This window comes from Segatella maculosa DSM 19339 = JCM 15638, from assembly GCF_000382385.1.
GTDB classification, from domain to species: Bacteria; Bacteroidota; Bacteroidia; order Bacteroidales; family Bacteroidaceae; genus Prevotella; species Prevotella maculosa.
This window is the reverse complement of sequence record NZ_KB908347.1, coordinates 1-20,313: the sequence shown is the minus strand read 5'-3', so window position 1 is coordinate 20,313 and position 20,313 is coordinate 1. Positions and strand designations below refer to the sequence as shown.

Below are 20,313 nucleotides of genomic sequence, written 5' to 3'. Positions count from 1 at the left end.
ATCAACTACCGCATTTACTGGGACGGTGACTTGCTCGATGAGTATCATGACCGTGCACATATTGACAAATGGAACTCAGACACCAAGACATGGGACCGCATGACCACGCTTTATGCCAATGGTTATGGTGCAAACAGCATCAACGGTACGAAGTATAACCCCAATCTGCAATGCGATCTCTATGGCGATTGGCGTGAAGAGGCCGTCTATTGGGCACAGCACGAGGGCGACTATTATTTGGTTTCTTTCACATCTACGCGCGAAAGTCAATATAAACTGCCGTGGCTGCGTGACGACCACGTCTACGACATGGCCGTGACATGGCAAAACTGCGGATACAACCAGCCTCCTCACCTCGGTTATAGTCCTGTAGAATACTACAAGGCACTCAAAGACAATCCTGCAACGGCCATCACAAAGCCTTTGGAAACAGCTTCCGACCACGTTCGGACCATATACAATCTCGGTGGGGTGAAGCTAAATGACAACCGTGTTACGCCGGGTATATATATCATTGACGGCAAGAAAGTTGCCGTAAAGTAGGAACGCACGGCTCGTGCGTCCGCTTTGCGCGAGGCTCGCAAACAGGAATTATGGAACGGACGCACGAACCGTGCGTCCGCGCAACGTTTCGGTTGACAGTTGACAACTGAAAACCGGATCGGAAGGGCCCGATTTGCCAACCGCCTGCACGATATTGGCGAGATTTGCATGGAATATCATTAAAAAGCTTTATCTTTGCACGTAATAAACGACATCAATATCATCATGGAAACTTTGAAGAAATATCTGCCCGACGTGCTGGTCGTGCTTCTTTTTGCAGTGATTTCCTTTGCTTATTTCTTCCCAGCCGACTTGGATGGGCGCATACTCTACCGACATGACTCGTCTGCTGGCCGTGGAGCTGGACAGGAAACGGCTGAATATCACGAACGAACCGGTAAGGTTTCGCGTTGGACAAACGCCACTTTCAGCGGCATGCCCACCTATCAAACGGCGCCATCTTACCAGAGTGTGAGCGTTCTGAACCAAGCCGTGAAGGCCTATCACCTGTGGCTTCCCGAGAATGTTTGGTATGTTTTCGCCTACCTTTTGGGCTTTTATATCCTGCTGAGAGCCTTTGATTTCAGGCAATCATTGGCTGCTTTGGGCGCCATTGTCTGGGCTTTTTCATCGTATTTCTTCATCATCATTGCCGCCGGACACATCTGGAAGGTCATGGCTTTGGCCTATCTTCCACCGATGATTGCGGGCATTGTGCTCGCTTATCGGGGCAAATATCTGTGGGGTTTCATCGTTACTGCTATCTTCGCTGCCTTTGAAGTGGACGCCAATCACGTGCAGATGACTTATTATTATCTGTTCATTATCCTCTTCATGATGATAGCCTACCTTGTTGAAGCGGTCAGAACGAAACGCATCATGCACTTTATGAAGGCCACGGGCGTGTGTGCTGCGGGGGCATTGATAGGCATTTTGCTGAACATTTCCAACCTTTATCACACGTGGCAATACGCACAAGAGAGCATGAGAGGCAAGAGCGAGCTGGTTAAAAAGAACGCTGCCAACCAGACAAACAGCGGACTTGACCGCGATTACATCACGCAATGGAGCTACGGTGTGGGCGAGACTTGGACGTTGCTTGTGCCGAACACCAAGGGCGGGGCATCGGTTCCACTGGCCGCAAACGCCAAGGCGATGGAGAAAGCCGACCCGAATTTCATGCAAATCTATCAGCAGTTGGGACAGTATTGGGGCGAACAACCGGGCACAAGCGGCCCTGTTTATGTGGGCGCCTTTGTGCTGATGCTCTTCATTCTGGGCCTGTTCATCGTGAAAGGACCGATGAAATGGGCGCTGTTGGCAGCCACCGTGTTGAGCATTCTGCTCTCTTGGGGCCGCAATTTTATGCCGTTTACCGACTTCTTCTTAGACTATATACCGATGTATAGCAAGTTCCGAACGGTGGCATCTATCCTTGTTATCGCCGAATTTACGATACCTTTGCTGGCCATGATGGCGCTGAAGAAGATCGTAGATGAGCCGGATTTGCTGACAAAAAAGGTGAAGTTCGTTTATGTCAGCTTTGGTCTTACGGCCGGTATCGCCTTACTTTTCGCCCTCATGCCTACGCTTTTCTTCTCTGACTTCATATCGAGTTCGGAGCTTGAAGCCATGAAATCAATCCCTGCAGACTATCTTCCTGCGTTGCAATCTAACCTAAGAAGCGTCCGCGAAAGCATCTTTACGGCCGATTGTTGGCGGTCGTTTTGGTTGATTACCATCGGCACATTGTTCCTCTTCCTCTATCGTTTCAAGAAATTGAAGGCCGTGTATATGGTGGGAGCAGTAGCCGTTTTGTGCCTCATCGACATGTGGCAAGTGAACAAACGCTACTTGAATGACGGCATGTTTGTGGAGAGAAGCGTGCGCGAACAGGCCCAACCGATGACGCAAACCGACCGACAAATCCTGCAAGACAAGGCCTTGGATTATCGCGTTTTGAACCTTGCAAGCAACACATTCAACGAGAACGAGACCTCTTATTACCATAAAAGTATCGGCGGATATCATGCAGCTAAGCTCAGAAGATATCAAGAATTGATTGATGCTTACATCAGTCCTGAGATGCAAAAGACGATGTCTGCCATTGCAAAAGCAGGCGGAGACATGACCAAAGTCAATGGCGACAGCATCTTCCCTGTGCTGAATATGCTCAATGCCAAATACTTTATTGTGCCTTTGCAGGGTGAACAAACAGTGCCAATCCGCAATCCTTATGTCTATGGGAACGCATGGTTCGTGGATAAAATCGCTTACGTTGACAATGCAAATGCGGAACTCGACAAGCTCGGAACACTTGATTTGCGCCATGAAGCGGTGGCCGATGCACGCTTCCGCAGCCAGCTTGGCGAGGCAAAAGTGCAAGATAGCACGTCGATTGTCAGGCTCACGGCCTACGAGCCCAACCAACTGACGTATGATGTGCGCAGTGCAACGGGCGGCATCGTGGTCTTTTCCGAAATATTCTACCCCGAATGGACGGCCACGGTAGATGGGAAAGCGGCAGAATTGGGCCGCGTGAACTATGTGCTTCGGGCGCTTCAAGTCGATAAAGGACATCATACCGTGGTGCTGACTTTCGACCCGAAGAGTGTCAAACAGACCGAAACGGTGGCTTATCTTTCCTATGGTGTGCTGCTGTTGGTTGTGCTTCTCGCAGTGTTTTATAAGAAAAAACGGGCCAACCCTCATTCCATCACCTAAGAAGATAAAGGAAAGAAGGCCCCACCCCCAGCCCCCTCACCCAAGAAGATAAAGGAAGAAAAGCCCCACCCCCGGCCCCTCCCCGAAGAGGGAGGGGAGTAATATGTTTTCTTATAGCGTATTTTGCAATGCAAGCTCTAAGACATTCTACTCCCCTCTCCTTGGGAGAGGGGTTGGGGGTGAGGCTTTGTATTTCTTTATAAATGCCTCTTTTGCTTCTCTTGCTTTATTGATAAATGCCTTATATTCCTCACTTTCGGAATCAAAAGGCCGGTGGTTGAGTGCTTCTTTAATAGGTTTCCACTCGCTCATCATCGTGAAAACATCATTTGAAAAGTAGGTTTTTGCGAAGCGTTCCCATATATATTCCACCGCTTGATGGGTGGGATGAAGCATGTCTTCCTTGTAAAAACGGTAGTCACGCAGCTCATCATTCATGATTTCGTAGGCCGGAAAGTAGTCGATATGCACTTCTTTGGCCAGTTTCTCGGCTGCCAATAAGAGGGTGGCCTTGCTGAGTTGGCTGCCGTGATAGCCGTATTTGCGATAGCGGATAGGGCTGACGGTGACCACAACATGGACATTCTTGTTGCGAGACATCAGGCGCATGACCGCTTCCCGCAGGTAATCGTAACACGCATTGACGGTCAGTTCCTGCTCATCAAATAGCGATTGCGGCCGTTTTTGGCAGTTATCAACGATTTCTCCCGTCTCTTTCAGCACGTAAACATGGTTCGTGCCGAGCGTAAGAATGGCGACGTCGGGCACGAAGTCGCTGTCATTGCAATGCCGTTCGATCGTGTGTAGTATGCTTGCCGGGTTATACATCACGCCATAGGGATTGATAACCACCGGGAATTGCTCCTCTTTGAACTTGCTTCCGATGCTTTCTGCAAAGCAAGAACCCACGAAAAGCACTCGTGTTCCGGGCTGAATTTGCCATGAAGATGGGGCAATATCCACCTTTGTTCTGAGTTCCATAGCCGATACAGTTTGTTTGTTTGCAAAGTTAACAATAAAAAATCAAGGTGCAGGGTGGCAAGCGTTAATAGTTGTCAGATTTGCTTTGATAATAGAATTAAAGTATTAATTTTGTGTCAGATAACGAAACATGTTGACCATGGAGCAGAAAATCCCCGAAGAGTTCAGCCGGTTCTATCTGCGTGATGTCACGTTTGCCAACCTGATGATGCGGCGAATCTACAACGTTTTGATTGTGGCTAACCCCTATGATGCCTTTATGTTGGAAGATGATGGACGCATTGAGGAGAAGATTTACAATGAATATGTAGAGTTAGGGCTGCGCTATCCGCCCATGTTCACGCAGGTTTCGACGACCGAAGAGGCCACACGTGTGCTCCATACCACCAATATTGACCTTGTTATTTGTATGCCCGGAACGGCTGATAACGATGCTTTCAGCGTGGCACGTCATATCAAAAAGGCTTTCAAAAGCATTCCTTGTGTGGTGCTGACTCCCTTTTCTCACGGCATAACCAAGCGCATGCAGAACGAGGATTTGCGTATCTTTGACTACGTGTTCTGCTGGTTAGGCAACACAAATCTTATCCTTTCGATCATCAAACTCATTGAAGACAAGATGAATATCGAGCAGGATATCAAGGCCACCGGCGTGCAAATGATCTTGTTGGTTGAGGACAGTATCCGCTTTTATTCGTCCATCTTGCCCAACCTCTACAGCTATATTCTCGCACAAAGTAAGCGGTTTTCCACCGAAGCATTGAACAAACATCAAGCCACTTTGCGCATGCGTGGTAGGCCTAAAGTGGTGCTTGCGCGAACTTATGAAGAGGCCATGAGCATTTATAATAGGTATGCTGACAACTGTTTAGGGGTCATCTGCGATGCCCGTTTCCCCATGAAAGAGGTCTCACCCGACGAGAATTTGCTCCTTCCCTCACCGCTTCGCGACTCTGCGGTCTATAAAGATCCCGAGGCAGGACTGAAACTTTTGCGGGCCATTCGGGCCAAAGACGAATATGTTCCCCTGATCATGGAGAGCTCGGAAAGCAGTAACCGCGCGAAAGCCGAGGCCGAAGGGTTCCGCTTTGTGGACAAGAATTCAAAGCAAATGAGCCGTGATCTGCGCCGCATCATGGAGGAACACATGGGCTTCGGCGACTTTATCTTCCGCGATCCTGCCTCACATCAGGAGCTTATTCGCATCAAATCACTCAAGGATTTGCAGGATAATATCTTCAAAATCCCCAATGATTCGATGCTTTACCACATCTCTCGGAACCACATGAGCCGCTGGTTAAGCGCGCGAGCTATATTCCCTGTGTCTCAATTCTTACGTGGAATTACATGGCATAAGCTGCAAGATGTCGATGCACATCGGCAGATTATCTTCGATGCTATCGTCCAATATCGACGCATGAAGAACGTAGGTGTGGTGGCCATATTCGACAGATTGAAGTTCGACCGCTATGCGCATTTCGCCCGAATTGGCGAGGGTTCGCTCGGAGGAAAGGGGCGGGGGCTGGCCTTTCTGGACAATATCATCAAGCGACATCCCGAGTTCAACCGACTTGAAGGGGCGAAAGTGCAGATTCCAAAAACGCTCATTCTTTGCACAGACCTGTTCGATCAGTTCATGGAACAGAACAATCTGTATCCCATTGCCCTGAGCGATGCGAGCGATGAAGATATCCTTCGGCACTTTCTTCAGGCGCAATTGCCCGACAGTCTCATTGACGATTTCTTCACATTCTTCGAAGCCACGAAGACGCCGATAGCCATTCGGTCATCGAGTTTGCTTGAAGACAGTCACTATCAGCCCTTTGCCGGTATCTATAGCACGTACATGATACCTTGTTTAGACGACCGTTATCAGATGTTGGAGATGCTGGCTTGCGCCATCAAAAGCGTGTATGCGTCGGTCTATTACCGTGATTCAAAGGCCTATATGATGGCAACCAGCAACGTCATAGACCAGGAAAAGATGGCCGTTATCCTGCAAGAAGTGGTTGGAAAACAGTATGATGACCGCTTTTATCCAACCTTTAGCGGAGTGCTTCGCTCGCTGAATTACTATCCGATTGGCGACGAAACGGCCGAAGAAGGTATTGCTTCATTGGCTTTAGGCTTAGGAAAATACATCGTAGATGGCGGACAAACGTTGCGTGTTTCACCTTTCCATCCCGACCAAGTGCTGCAAACCAGCGAGTTGGAGACGGCACTTCGCGAGACACAGACACAGTTCTATGCGCTCGACATGAAGCATACGGGCAAGGATTTTAAGGTGGATGACGGTTTTAATATCCTGAAGTTAAAAGTCAAGGAGGCCGAAAAGGACGGCGCAATCCGTTATATTTGTTCGACATTCGACCCCACTGACCAAGTGATCTACGATGGTTTTTACGACGGCGGACGCAAGATTATCTCGTTTGCGGGCGTGCTCCAGCAAGGCGTTTTCCCCCTTCCCGAACTGTTACAAATGGTCATGAAGCACGGTGCAGAGGCCATGAAGCGACCCATTGAGGTTGAGTTTGCCTGCAACATCAACGACGATCGCAGTGGAGAGCTCTATCTCTTGCAAGTCCGTCCGATAGTAGATGCCAAGCAAATGCTTGACGAAGACCTCGCGAAAGTGCCCGATGAGGCCTGCCTGTTGCGCTCGCACAACGCACTTGGCCACGGCATTTCTGAGGTCAACGATGTGGTTTACGTGAAATATGGCGATGATTTCTCGGCCATGAACAACTATAATGTGGCCGATGATATAGAGCGAATCAATCGCAAGTTTCTTGCCGAAGGGCGCAATTATGTGCTCATCGGCCCAGGAAGATGGGGCAGTAGCGACCATTATTTGGGCGTGCCGGTGAAGTGGCCGCACATCTCTGCCGCCCGAATCATCGTGGAGGTGGCACTCGAAAACTATCATGTAGACCCCTCGCAAGGTACACATTTCTTCCAGAACCTCACCTCGCTCGGTGTCGGTTACTTCACGATCGACTGCTCATCAGGCTCGGGCGGCTTCGTCAAAAAGGACATCTTAGACGCCATGCCGGCCGTAGAAGAGACGCAATATGTGCGTCATGTGCACTTTGAAAGGCCGTTAAAAATCATGATAGATGGCAAGAAACAAGAGGGATTAATTGACTTAAATCAATAAATCGCACCCAAATTGAAAAACAATTCGAATTATTTGCAGGATATAGATAAATGCTTTATCTTTGCAACGTGTTTTTCATGGTATTAGATTTAAGGTTAACAAAGGTTGGAGTACAGCGGTACTCCTTTTTTTATGTCTATTGTTTTAATTGTTGAAAAACACCCTTTGAAGGCTTAATAAATTGTAAAAGCAACACCATATCACCCATTTTGTTTGGTAACTCTGTCCATTCTGTCTATCTTTGCACTGTGTTTTTCATAGTATTAGATTTAAGGTTAACAAGTTTGGAGTACGGCGGTACTCCTTTTTTTGTGTCCTGTTGTGAAGCAAAATCACAGGGCCGAGGGCTCTATCGATAACGAATACATCTCCGTCTCCATAACATTGTTTTGCAATATGCCCCATATTACCGCGCAATCTCAGCCATTTTAGCGTGCGAAATGGGCCATATTGCGCGGTAAAATGAGTGAGATTATCGTGCAAAATGGCTGTGATTGTAACGCAAGGTATAAGTCGTTGATTATCAATGTGGCTGACGTGGCGGGTTACCCGAATGCATGTAGGGACCTTGACTTTGAACTTTGAACATTGAACATTGAACTTTATGATTAGTCTTATTATGAAGATGATTTGTAAGCAAGAGGCATGTAGGGACGCACGGCTCGTGCGTCCGCGCAAAACGCTGCGTGCATTCGCTTCAACAACCATGCTATTTGCTTGCCATTCATATTGCGCGGACGCACGAACCAATATATATCGACTTACATTCCCAACGGAGCGGACGCACGAACCGTGCGTCCCTACATGCTTGTCATGGCTATATTGATGCGCAAAATGGTTGAGATGTCAAGCTGCGCGAGTGCATGTAGGGACGCACGGTCCGTGCGTCCGCTCAAAACGCTGCGTGCATTCGTTTCAACAACCACGCTATTTGCTTGCCATTCATCTTGCGCGGACGCACGGACCAATGTATATTGACTTACATTCACAACGGAGCGGACGCACGAGCCGTGCGTCCCTACATACCTCTTGCCTGCAAATCATTTTTTGACATAGCTAATCCTAAAGGTCAAAGTTCAAAATTCAATGTTCAAAGTCAAAGTTCCTACATGCTTGTCATGGTCATATTGATGCATAAAATGGTTGGAGGGACGGACTGAGCGGCCGTATTTATTCAGCCTTTCACGATTTTTTGCAGGCCGGGAACATCAATAAGGACAATCTCTTTCTCGCGAACGAAAATCAAATTGTCGCGTTCCAGTTCGTTAAGCGTGCGTATCAAAGAACTCTTCTGAATGGCAAACACATCGGCAAGTTGCTTTCTTGACAAATGAAGCACGACCGAACGGCTATGCACACTCCGCACCCTTCGAAGCAGAAAAGCGGCAATTTTCTCTTTGACGGAGGCCGTATGCAGCATTCGTATCTTGTTCATCAGAAAGAAGTTGATATGCGACAGAATGCCAAGGAAGTTGGCTCTGACCTGCTCGTTGCGCCCGATCAGCACGGAAAAATGGCTTTTCGACATGCTGAAAAACACGCTTTCTTCCACGGCTTCCACTTCGACGGGCATGCGGTTGTCGTCAGAAAACACGAAAGCCGGGGCCAAGATGGTACCCGGTTTCAGCAGGTCGACCATCAGACATTTGCCTTTTGGCGTGGTCATCTTGGCAGAGACCCGCCCTTCGAGCACCATGACCATCTCGCGAAGCGGCTCGTTTGCTGACAGGAAAACGGTCTTGGCAGGCACTTTCCTGATGCTGTAGGGCAGCTTTTCCAACTGACGTTCGATGGCGTTTGCCGTCAAACCGGCGAAAAGTGCAGTTGTTTCGAGTTGCGAGAAGATTGTTTTTTCCATGTATATCGCGCGCTTTCGATTGCAAATATACGTACTTTCGAGCAACTGCGATATACCTATTTCTATGTATTTTCAGCCCTTTTGCGGGCCCGACAGGCCTTTTCGGGGGTGTGGGGACGCACGGTTGGTGCGTCGGCTCAATGTTTATCCGTGTTCAGGGCTACCAGAATTTTTTGTGTGCCTTGTCGTATTTGAAGCCGGCAGCAGCCAGTTTCTTCTCCAGTTCTGCGCGGTCGATGTTCATATCGTCGCACAGTTCGTCGAGTGAATGGTAGTTGTCGCGCAGCAACGTGTTGACTGCACTGAACAGCATCATGGGGTCGTTGGGTAGTTTATCCATTTCTAAAAGTTATTAGTCATGTAGGTTTCCATCTACAAAAGTGACATGAAGAGCCGAACGGCAGGCATTCAGCATTCAAAATGACGGCCGCTATCCACAAAGGCCTTACACTTCGTGCTGCCTCACGTTCATTCTGGCCTCTACGACATTGACGACATAGTCGCCGAGTCGCTCACATTCCTGAATAATATCCATGTACATAGTACCGATGGTATAGGTGTAGGTATGTGAATTCACGTCATTGATGTTCTGTGTCTTCAGTTGATTGCGGTAGTTGTTGATTTCGTTTTCGATGTTGAACGAGCGGTTCACGTCGATAGCTTCACGGCTATGGCTGAACATATAGTTCATTTGTTCGAGCGCACTGTTGGTGAGTTCGAACATCTGATGCATGTGTTCGTATTGCTGTTCGGTGAAGTCTTCCTTGCCAGAGAACCGCCGGTTGATGGTACGGGCCATGTTGAAGCAACTGTCGCCGATGCTTTCTATCTCGCTGATTTCGCGGAGCATGGCACGAATCTTGGCCTTAGTCTCATCGCTCAGATGCGAATCACTCACCTCGTTGAGGTAGTTTGCGATTTCAATCTCCATGTTGTCGCTGATGCCCTCATACTTTTCGATGCGGTTATACGTCTTCAGGAACGCCTTTTCTTCCTTCTCCATGAGCAGACTGCGCACCATTCCGAACATCCGTTGTATGCGTTCTGCAAAGCTGGATATCTCTTTTTGCGCCTCAAGCACGGAGAGTTCGGGGGTCTTCATGATACCGGTCTGAATGAAATGCAGGCGGAATTCGTCTTCATCGGCCTGTTTTTTGGGTTTGATGACATAGCATACTATCTTTTCAATCTGCTTGATGAAACCTACCAAAACTGCCGTGTTGATGACGTTGAATGTCGTATGGAACGTCGCTAACACAAAGCTCAATTTAGCCGTATTGGCTAAAAAAGCAGGGTTATCCTTGGTCATAAACTCGTCAAAACCAACGAAACCGCAAACCATATTGACAAAGGGTTTGAAGATAATCAGCACCCAAACGACACCGAACACATTGAAGAACATGTGGGCAAAGGCTGCTCTTCGGGCCTGAGTGTTGGCTGTCAAGGCAGCAATATTCGACGTAACGGTTGTTCCGATGTTCTCTCCCATCACCAAAGCGATGCCTTGATAGATGGGCAAAACGCCGTTTGAACAAAGTATCATCGTTATGGCCATGATGGCAGCCGAGCTTTGAACGCACATTGTAAGAATGCTTCCGATGATCAAAAACACCAAGGTTGTGACGAAACTGTCGGGATCGAAGGAGGAAAAAAAGTCGAGAACGGGTTGGTTATGCGCCAAGTCCATGTCGATGCCTGCCTGCCGAAGCGTTCCCAAACCAAGGAACATGAAAGAGACACCAAAGATGAAATCGCCGATGATTTTGCGCTTTTTGGAATAGATAAGAATGATGGCAAAGAAGAAAGCCGGCCAAACAAAGTCGGTGATATTGAAGGAAAAGCCGGCACTCATAATCCATGCTGTGAGCGTGGTTCCGATGTTTGCGCCCATGATTACAGAGATAGCCTGTGCCAAAGTGAGCAATCCTGCGTTGACAAACGACACAGTCATCACCGTTGTTGCAGTGGAACTCTGAACCGCTGCCGTGATGAATGTACCCGTAAGAATGCCTGTGAAGCGGTTGGTTGTCATTGCTCCGAGCACGTGGCGCAGCTGAGGTCCGGCCATTTTCTGCAGACTGTCGCTCATTGATTTCATACCGAACATCAGCAATGCAAGTGCACCTATGAGCTTAAAAATAATCCAAATCGACATATTTTCACTGAATTTGTAAGGTCAGAATGTTGTAAAAGTACAAATTTTTTCATACCTTTGAACGGCTTGATGCGCATCACTGCCACGCAAGCCATTGATATTATACATCATTATTATGTAAATCATATGAAACAAGTCGTACAAATACGTTGCAAAAATAATAAAAAAACCGAGAAAGTTGCTATCGGAAACACACTTTCTGAAGTTTTTTCGCAATTTAATCTCACGATGCCTTTCGGACCCATCTGCGCCAAAGTGAACAACAAGGTGGAAGGGATGCACTATCGGGTCTACCACAGTAAGGACGTTGAATTCCTCGATATGCATGCCCCATCGGCCTCGCGCAACTACACACGCACGCTGTTCTTCGTGCTCTGCAAGGCCGTTCACGACCTCTATCCCAAGAGTATGGTTGTCATCGACATACCGGTTTCCAACGGCTACTACGTCAATCTACAGATTGGTCACGCCGTGGAAGCGGGAGATGCTGAGCGCATTCGCAACCGAATGCAAGAGATTATCGACGCCAAGATGCCTGTGAAACGCTTTGAAGTGCCGGCAGAACAGGCCATAAAAATGTTTCGTGACCGGGGCGATGAGGCCAAGGCCAAGCTCTTGGAAAGCGCAGGCAAGCTTTATACTACCTATTATGAAATCGACGATTACGTGGACTTCTACTATGGATCGCTGCTCACCAACACGCGAGGGCTTTATCTCTTCGGCCTCGAAAAATATTATGACGGCCTGCTGTTGCGCATTCCTTCGCTCGACCATCCGGCCGAATTGCCCGACATGATACGTCAGGATAAGATGTTCGAGATATTCAAAGAGCACCACAGATGGCAGGAAATCCTCGGCGTGCGTACTGTGGGCGATTTCAACGAAGCCGTTGCTACGGGCCATGCCACCGACCTTATCAATGTCAGCGAGGCCCTTCAGGAGAAGAAGATTTCACGGATTGCCGACGAGATAGCCCGTCGCGAGGGTGTGAAACTGGTACTTTTGGCGGGTCCGTCTTCGTCGGGAAAGACCACAACCTGCAAGCGGTTGTCTGTCCAACTGCTTGCCAATGGCATCAAACCCTTGCAAATCAGCCTCGATGACTACTTCGTCGACCGTGACGAAACACCCAAGGATGCCACGGGAGAATATGACTATGAGAGCATTTATGCCCTCGATCTGGCGCTCATCAACGCACAGTTCAATGCCTTGTTCCACGGTGAGGAGGTGGAACTTCCGAAGTATAATTTCCAGACGGGCAAGCGTGAGCGGAGCGGGAAACGGCTCAAGATGAGCCATCATCATGTGCTCGTGGTGGAAGGTATTCATGCGCTCAATCCCGAACTGACGGCTCAGGTGCCCGAACAGCAGAAGTTCCGCGTCTATGCCTCGGCCCTGACCACCATCTTGCTGGACGACCACAACTATATTCCCACGACTGACAACCGATTGCTGCGGCGTATCGTCCGAGATTACAAATATCGCGGCGTACGTGCAGGAGATACCATTCGAAGGTGGCCATCGGTGCGTGCAGGAGAGAACAAATGGATATTCCCTTATCAGGAGAATGCCGACGCAGTGTTCAATACGGCCATGCTTTTCGAGCTTGCCGTGCTGAAAACACAGGCTGAACCGCTGTTGGAACAAGTGCCCGAAACGGCTCCGGAATACAGTGAAGCCTATCGGTTGCTGAAGTTTCTGAAGTATATCCGGCCCATCGGAAATCGCGATCTCCCGCCCACATCGCTGTTAAGAGAGTTCCTTGGCGGCAGTTCGTTCAAATATTGAGGTGCGTATAAGGCTTGGGCTTGCCTTCTGGCAGCCTTTTAAGCCCTCCGTTCCTACCTTAATATATAATGGATAGGACTGATATTTGAAAATAATTTCAAATATCGTGGCCTTAAAATTTGGTTATGTCGCGATTGATGCTTATCTTTGCACTTGAATTCGGGATGTAGCGCAGTAGGTAGCGCACACGTCTGGGGGGCGCGAGGTCGCCAGTTCGAGTCTGGTCATCCCGACTTTCACCAAGCGAAGGAGTTGATTTCAACTCCTTCGCTTCGTTATACTCCCCGTTGAATAAGCCCGAAATAAAAACGCAATCGGGTTAGATGATGGCTAACCCGATTGCGTCTGGCGACTAAATCCATTACCGTTCTATGGTTTTTCTTCTTATATATCCCGAAGGTTTCATTTTTATTTAGTATCTTTGTCACGTTCTGCGCGAAGGTTCATGCATAGATAGTGTGACCCCGAAAGTTGCAGAATACATTTATGAAACCGTGTTTGCAGATACTTGTTCTTGGCGATTTGGAACGCCAAACATTCGATCATGGTTAAGAATAGTGCAACGGCAGATATCTTGTGTGTGTACATATGCAAGCCATTTTAAGTGCGTTTGTCGCAAGATAAAGCTCACTTTGAGAGAGATATTATGCCGATATAGACACCTGCACTGCCCGTTCAATGCCGATAGGACAATGCAAAAGTTGAAGATTGCAAGACAAGTGGCAGTACAGTGCCCAACACTTTTCATCTATGTTCAGCTTTTATATTCACTCCTTATCGGATCACTAATGGATAAATGAAGTTTATTATGCGTACTCAACATCAAAATTTCGATCAGCAAATTATCTTTCTGCGTTTCCTTGCAATCATTCTTATACTGTTTCATCATAGCACAACAGTCTTTGACGGATGGCCACCATCTGACTTAGCGACTTTAGGATTGAATTCACACATGGCAATGTTGTCTTCTTTTGCAAAGTCGTATGGGCTGGGAATATTTACGTTTATCAGTGGCTATCTGATAGCATTAAGCGGGCGAAAGAAACTCGGTTTAAGAGTTGTTTGGCATAAAATGAAGAAGATTTTAGGCCCATGTATTATTGCTGCTGTAATATATTATATCTGGTTTTCGGACTTTTCCTACAATGGAGACCCTGTAAATGGAACCCACTTGTGGTATTTGCCGATGATTTTTATCCTATATTTCCTTGCTCCTTTCATAAATTCTTCCAGTCCAATGAAGTTCGCAGCAGGCGTATCGGCTTTCTTTGTCGTTTCATTTATACTTTATCGGATTACAGGCATACGTACGTTTAACGAATGTACGCATTATATAGGATTATTTGTTTGTGGCTCAGTCTTTTGTAGAGTAGTAAAGCACAAGCCAAACATTGGAATAGAGAAAATCATTTTGGTGTCGATTGTTTTTGCAATTACGATGCTTAAAGACCTCAAATCAAATATCAGTGTAGTAATTATGGTGTCTTGCCTGTATTATTTCCTGAAAGCATTGAAAGAACGTAAAGTAAAGCGTCAGGGAATAGCATGGAGACTATCCTCTACAATTATCAGACAAATTTCCAATAAATCTTATTTTATCTATATCGTTCATCAATTTGTCATTGATTTATGCATTATGTTGATACCAATAGATACACCATATTTCAAAACTACGATGATAGTAGCTTGCTTCACGCTCTCGATAATTGTCCCATTAGCATTGGATTATGCCATGAATAAGCTTAAAAGATTCATACAGTAACCAAACGCTTCCTCATTATACGTGAATCCGGGAAGAGAATCTTTTGAGAATGTCCCGTTACAATGCCACGGGCATGATGAACGTGCGGATAATTCCGTAGCTCACGATGCCGGCCAGATAGCCCACGAGGGCTATCCAACTCACTTTCTTCATATACCAACCGAATGTAATCTTCTCTAATCCCATGACAACCACGCCCGCAGCGCTCCCGATGATCAGGATGCTGCCGCCGACTCCTGCGCAATAGGCCAGCAACTGCCAGAAGATTCCGTCCACAGCCATGTCACCTGACGGCGCAACGGGATACATTCCCATGCACCCGGCCACTAAAGGTACGTTGTCGACAATGCTGGAAAGGACACCGATAATGCCCGTAACAAGGTAGTGATTGCCGTTGAATGCGCTGCTCAGGGCACCGCCCATGGCGGTCAATACGCCGATTTCTTCCAAGCAAGCCACGGCCATCAAGATGCCGAGGAAGAAGAGAATGGTGCTCATATCGATGCGACTCAGCAGATTGGAGACGCGCTTTTGAAACGTAACTTCCTTGTTATAGCGGTGCAAACGGCGGTAGAACAGTTCGGTCGTTGTCCACAAAATGCCCAGCACAAGCAGTATTCCTACGAACGGAGGCAAGTGGGTTATCGACTTAAACACGGGCACGAACATCAGTCCGCCCACGCCTATGGCGAAGATAATCTTGCGTTCCAAGCCCGTGAACTCAAGCACTTCGCCGTCGCGTTTGTCGTAAGGTAGCGACTCAGAAGTGGTGAGTTCGCCTTTGAGTCCCAGCTGAAGTATGAGCGCAGGGATAAGGAGTGACACCACAGAAGGAATGAAAATCTCGCTGATAACGCCTAAGGCTGTGATGACACCTTTGTTCCATAGCATGATCGTTGTCACGTCTCCGATAGGCGAAAACGCTCCCCCCGAGTTGGCAGCAATGATGACCAAGGAGGCATAGATAAGGCGGTCTTTGTGGTCATATACAAGCTTTCGCAGAATCATCACCATGACAATGGAGGTCGTCAGGTTGTCCAAGATGGCCGAAAGGAAGAAGGTCATGAAGGCAATCTTCCACAACAGGCTGCGTTTGCTCTTGGTACTCATGCGCGACTGCACCCAGTTGAAGCCGCCGTTCTGGTCGACAATCTCGACAATCGTCATCGCTCCCATAAGGAAGAAGAGCGTTGTCGAGGTGCCACCCAAGTGGCGTTCGATGGCGCTGCTCACCTCGTTGACGAGCGCATGGCCCGTGAAACCGGGCAGATAGCTGCCGGGTGAGACCATGAAAAGGGTCCAACAAGCCACGAACATCAGCAGCGCGACGGCCGCTTTGTTGACTTTTGTGACGCTCTCCAAAGCGATAAAGAGATAGCCGATGACGAATACGGCGACGATAGAGAGGGTTAATAAGCTCATATTCTCAATAGATTTAATTCCGATAAGCACTGCAAAGTTAAGAAAAAAATATTATCTGCCACGTGTTTGTCAAATTAAAACGCTATCTTTGTAGCATGAATGCACAAGCAAACGACGGCATTCGGATGAGCGAAAACATCATCATTGCCGATGCGGACTACATGGATTCGGTGGCTTTCGACTTGATTGTCAACTTCGAACGCATGATCAACAGGCCCCTTCCCAAGGCAGATTTGAGTCAATGGGCCGTGTGCGTGGCACTCGACGGAGGCGTGCGTGCAGGAAGAAATGACGTGCAAGTGGTGCTCGTTCACGACGAAAAACACCCGAAGATGGAGAATTTCGCGCCGTCGGATTATGCACATGAACTGCATGCACAGGCCTTTACCGACCCGCAGCTGGGCGAGTTCACACTCACTTCTGTGGCATGTGGCAAGACCATCAGCAAGGAAGAATACATCGAAAACGTGATGCGCACGCTGTTGGAGCATGAGGAAGTGCGCCGCATCATGGTCATTCCCGACGGCAACGGCGATGCGTGGGACCGGTTACGCAGGCTGTTGCACAGCGCAGACGATGACAACAAGCGCATCACCCTCTTTGCCATGCAACCCATGGAGGGCGGGAACTTCCGCCAAGAGCTATTGGGCTACGCGCTAATGAGTGCACTCGGAATCAAAGCAGACGAAATCAAATAAACCAATATGAGTAGAATACTGATGATAGGAGCCGGTGGTGTGGCCACCGTCGCAGCCTTTAAGATGGCACAAAACACCGATGTCTTCACGGAATTGATGATTGCAAGTAGGCGCAAAGCCAAGTGCGACCGACTCGTTGAGGCCATCCATGCCAAGGGATACAGCATGAATATCAAGACAGCCGAGGTGGATGCAGACGACGTGGACCAGCTCAAAGCGCTCTTCAATGCCTACAAACCCGAACTTGTCGTCAATCTTGCACTGCCTTATCAGGACTTGACAATCATGGAAGCCTGCCTCGCTTGCGGCTGTAACTACCTCGACACGGCCAATTATGAGCCTAAGAATGAGGCTCATTTCGAGTATTCTTGGCAGTGGGCTTACAAGGACAAGTTCGAGAAGGCTGGGCTTACTGCAATCTTGGGTTGCGGCTTTGACCCCGGTGTTTCGGGCATCTACACGGCTTATGCGGCCAAACATCACTTCGATGAGCTGCAATATCTCGACATTGTAGACTGTAATGCGGGCAACCATCACAAGGCTTTTGCAACGAATTTCAATCCAGAAATCAACATCAGGGAGATAACCCAGAAGGGCCTATATTACAAGGATGGCGAGTGGATTGAGACCGAACCGCTGGCTGTTCACAAGGACCTTACCTACCCAAACATCGGACCGCGCGATAGCTATCTGATGCATCATGAGGAGTTGGAGTCGCTGGTTAAGAACTATCCCACCATCAAACAGGCTCGCTTTTGGATGACGTTCGGACAGCAATACCTCAACTATCTCGACGTGATTCAGAACATCGGAATGGCTCGTATCGACGAGGTTGAGTATGAAGCCCCGCTTTCCAGCGATCCCACCAAGACCGCAAAGGTGAAGATTGTGCCGCTTCAATTCCTCAAAGCCGTGCTGCCCAACCCGCAAGACTTGGGCGAAAACTACGATGGAGAGACTTCTATCGGCTGCCGGATACGCGGAATCAAAGACGGAAAGGAGCACACCTATTATATATATAACAACTGCAAGCATCAGGAAGCCTACAAGGAAACGGGCATGCAAGGCGTCAGTTACACCACAGGTGTGCCCGCGATGATCGGTGCAATGATGTTTGTCAGGGGCCTGTGGAGGCGGCCCGGCGTGTGGAACGTGGAGGAATTCGACCCCGACCCGTTCATGGAACAGCTCAACACGCAGGGACTTCCGTGGCACGAAGTGTTCGATGGCGACTTGGAACTCTAAGAAATTCATTTAAAAAACAAAGATATGACAAAAGAAAACGAAAGCAACCCGCAGAGCGAAAAGCTGAAAGCACTGCAGGCAGCAATGTCTAAAATAGAGAAAGACTTTGGAAAAGGCTCCATCATGCGCATGGGTGACGAGCAGATTGAGCATGTGGAAGTGATCCCTACCGGCAGCATCGGCCTCAATGTGGCCCTCGGTGTGGGCGGTTATCCGCGTGGAAGAATCATCGAAATCTATGGCCCCGAGTCATCTGGTAAGACCACCGTGGCCCTCCATGCCATTGCCGAAACGCAGAAAAAAGGTGGCATTGCGGCCTTCATCGATGCCGAACATGCCTTCGACCGCTTCTATGCTGCCAAGTTGGGTGTCGATGTTGACAACCTATGGATCAGTCAACCGGACAACGGAGAACAGGCTTTGCAGATTGCAGATGAGCTGATTCGTTCGAGTGCCGTAGACATATTGGTGGTCGATTCCGTTGCCGCACTGACACCGAAAAAGGAGATTGAGGGCGACATGGGCGACAATGTGGTGGGCCTGCAAGCCCGGTTGATGAGCCAAGCCCTGCGAAAACTCACCTCGACCATCAGCAAAACCAACACTTGCTGCATCTTTATCAACCAGTTGCGCGAGAAGATTGGCGTGATGTTCGGCAGTCCCGAAACCACCACGGGCGGTAATGCTCTGAAGTTCTATAGCAGCGTCCGTCTCGATATCCGGCGGGTCACGAGCATCAAGGACGGTGACAATGTCATCGGAAATCAAGTACGTGTAAAAGTTGTCAAGAACAAAGTGGCCCCTCCGTTCCGCAAGGCTGAGTTCGAAATCATGTTCGGTGAGGGCATCAGTAAGGTGGGCGAGATTCTCGACCTCGGCGTTGAATACAATATTATCAATAAAAGCGGGAGTTGGTTCAGCTATAACGGTTCCAAATTGGCACAGGGTCGCGATGCCACCAAGACCTTGCTCCGCGACAATCCCGAGCTGTGTGAAGAGCTCGAAAAGCTCATCATGCAGGCCATTGAAGCCCGAAAAGAGTAAGAAAGTACCGCTCCCCCGTTTTCAGTTGGCTGGTTGACAAAGTAAACGGGTTAACAAGGTGATTGTTCTGCGTTGCGCGGACGCACGAACCGTGCGTCCCTACATACCTGTCATAGTCAAATTGATGCGCAAGATAGTTGAGATGGCGAACTATGCAAACGCATGTAGGGACGCACGGCTCGTGCGTCCGTTCCAACAATCACGCGATTTGCTTTCAATCCCCCCTGCGCGGACGCACGAACCGTGTGTCCCTACATTTCAATCCCACCCACTTCGCATGCTAATATGACTGATGTTACACGGTTAAATAGGTCATATTGCACGGTAATAAGGCTGATTTGGCGAGGTATTCTGCCCATGCAAGCGGTAGGCGGTTTGCATTTTAGCACATAATTCTATCATTTTCCTTGCCAAAGTTTTTGAGTCTCGTGAAAAAAGCTTAACTTTGCAGCGGTAAAATATCAGGAAGAATGATCAATAGGGTGAACAACAAAGTAACAATGGCGATACAGAAGAATTTTTCTTTTGTAGCTTTTTTTATACCTTTTTATTTGGTCATTCCAAATAATTTGCTAACACACACACACACACACACACACACACACACACACACACATTTAAACAACAGTTCTTACGCGCGCGTAAGATACACCATAAAGTCTTACAAACAAAGGATGTGCAAGAAGTTTTTTGATAACTTTCTGCATGCTTTTTTGTGCGTATCAATGAATGAACAAAGGTAATACTAAATATCAATAACATTTTAAACTTAAACGGAAAAATGGAAAAGAAAGAAAAGCAGGTATACTTAAGTCCAGGTATCGAGGTCATTCCCCTTGATAATGCTTGCCATCTCCTGCAGGACAGCAGGCCGAACGCACGGCCGGGCGGCGACCAAGGAGGCTCCGTGAATATTGAGAACCCCACAGAAGATGA

General features: G+C 48.2%; 14 protein-coding genes and 1 tRNA gene. 9 read left to right on the top strand and 6 right to left on the bottom strand.

Annotated elements, in window-relative coordinates:
• A partial coding sequence (locus tag H164_RS15730; protein WP_036888015.1) for a rhamnogalacturonan lyase family protein occupies window positions 1–543 on the top strand: 543 nt, incomplete at its 5' end.
• Window positions 544–768: 225 nt separating this feature from the next.
• Window positions 769–3,267 (top strand): YfhO family protein, encoded by a 2,499-nt coding sequence (locus H164_RS0113240; RefSeq protein ID WP_019969070.1) that lies wholly within the window; start codon window positions 769–771, stop codon window positions 3,265–3,267.
• A 147-nt stretch (window positions 3,268–3,414) separates the two neighbouring features.
• On the opposite strand, the gene H164_RS0113235 is transcribed toward H164_RS0113240, so the two are convergent.
• Window positions 3,415–4,248, bottom strand: a complete 834-nt coding sequence (locus H164_RS0113235; RefSeq protein WP_019969069.1) for a GSCFA domain-containing protein — start codon at window positions 4,246–4,248, stop codon at window positions 3,415–3,417.
• Window positions 4,249–4,387: 139 nt separating this feature from the next.
• Here H164_RS0113235 and H164_RS0113230 point away from each other — a divergent pair, with 139 nt between their 5' ends.
• Window positions 4,388–7,405 (top strand): PEP/pyruvate-binding domain-containing protein, encoded by a 3,018-nt coding sequence (locus H164_RS0113230; protein WP_026356379.1) that lies wholly within the window; start codon window positions 4,388–4,390, stop codon window positions 7,403–7,405.
• 800 nt (window positions 7,406–8,205) lie between these two features.
• Here H164_RS0113230 and H164_RS16095 read toward each other — a convergent pair.
• From H164_RS16095 to H164_RS0113210, 4 genes are all read right to left on the bottom strand, one after another.
• Complete coding sequence (locus H164_RS16095; protein ID WP_262502951.1) at window positions 8,206–8,331, bottom strand: hypothetical protein; 126 nt, start codon at window positions 8,329–8,331, stop codon at window positions 8,206–8,208.
• Between the two features lie 248 nt (window positions 8,332–8,579).
• On the bottom strand, window positions 8,580–9,263 hold the full coding sequence (locus H164_RS0113220) for a Crp/Fnr family transcriptional regulator (RefSeq protein WP_019969066.1): 684 nt from the start codon (window positions 9,261–9,263) through the stop codon (window positions 8,580–8,582).
• Window positions 9,264–9,423: 160 nt separating this feature from the next.
• Window positions 9,424–9,603: a DUF4250 domain-containing protein gene (locus H164_RS0113215; protein WP_008565950.1), complete on the bottom strand. Its 180-nt coding sequence runs from the start codon at window positions 9,601–9,603 to the stop codon at window positions 9,424–9,426.
• Between the two features lie 105 nt (window positions 9,604–9,708).
• A complete protein-coding gene (locus H164_RS0113210) occupies window positions 9,709–11,418 on the bottom strand; it encodes a Na/Pi cotransporter family protein (protein ID WP_019969065.1) in 1,710 nt (569 codons plus the stop codon).
• A gap of 126 nt (window positions 11,419–11,544) precedes the next feature.
• On the opposite strand from H164_RS0113210, the gene H164_RS0113205 reads away from it, so the two are divergent.
• From H164_RS0113205 to H164_RS0113195, 3 genes are all read left to right on the top strand, one after another.
• Window positions 11,545–13,206, top strand: a complete 1,662-nt coding sequence (locus H164_RS0113205; protein WP_025830341.1) for a nucleoside kinase — start codon at window positions 11,545–11,547, stop codon at window positions 13,204–13,206.
• A gap of 160 nt (window positions 13,207–13,366) precedes the next feature.
• Window positions 13,367–13,439, top strand: a tRNA-Pro gene (locus tag H164_RS0113200).
• 563 nt (window positions 13,440–14,002) lie between these two features.
• On the top strand, window positions 14,003–14,968 hold the full coding sequence (locus H164_RS0113195; protein ID WP_019969063.1) for an acyltransferase family protein: 966 nt from the start codon (window positions 14,003–14,005) through the stop codon (window positions 14,966–14,968).
• 57 nt (window positions 14,969–15,025) lie between these two features.
• Here the strand turns inward: H164_RS0113195 and nhaD are convergent, their stop codons facing one another.
• Window positions 15,026–16,390 carry a sodium:proton antiporter NhaD gene (gene nhaD / locus H164_RS0113190; protein WP_019969062.1) on the bottom strand — a complete coding sequence of 455 codons (1,365 nt, stop codon included), beginning with the start codon at window positions 16,388–16,390 and terminating at the stop codon, window positions 15,026–15,028.
• Between the two features lie 95 nt (window positions 16,391–16,485).
• On the opposite strand from nhaD, the gene H164_RS0113185 reads away from it, so the two are divergent.
• From H164_RS0113185 to recA, 3 genes are read left to right on the top strand one after another with little or no spacing between them, the layout of a single operon-like run.
• Window positions 16,486–17,088: a DUF6621 family protein gene (locus H164_RS0113185; protein ID WP_019969061.1), complete on the top strand. Its 603-nt coding sequence runs from the start codon at window positions 16,486–16,488 to the stop codon at window positions 17,086–17,088.
• A 6-nt stretch (window positions 17,089–17,094) separates the two neighbouring features.
• Window positions 17,095–18,333 (top strand): saccharopine dehydrogenase family protein, encoded by a 1,239-nt coding sequence (locus H164_RS0113180; protein ID WP_025830340.1) that lies wholly within the window; start codon window positions 17,095–17,097, stop codon window positions 18,331–18,333.
• Window positions 18,334–18,357: 24 nt separating this feature from the next.
• Complete coding sequence (recA, locus tag H164_RS0113175; RefSeq protein ID WP_019968723.1) at window positions 18,358–19,377, top strand: recombinase RecA; 1,020 nt, start codon at window positions 18,358–18,360, stop codon at window positions 19,375–19,377.
• Window positions 19,378–20,313 lie beyond the last annotated feature (936 nt).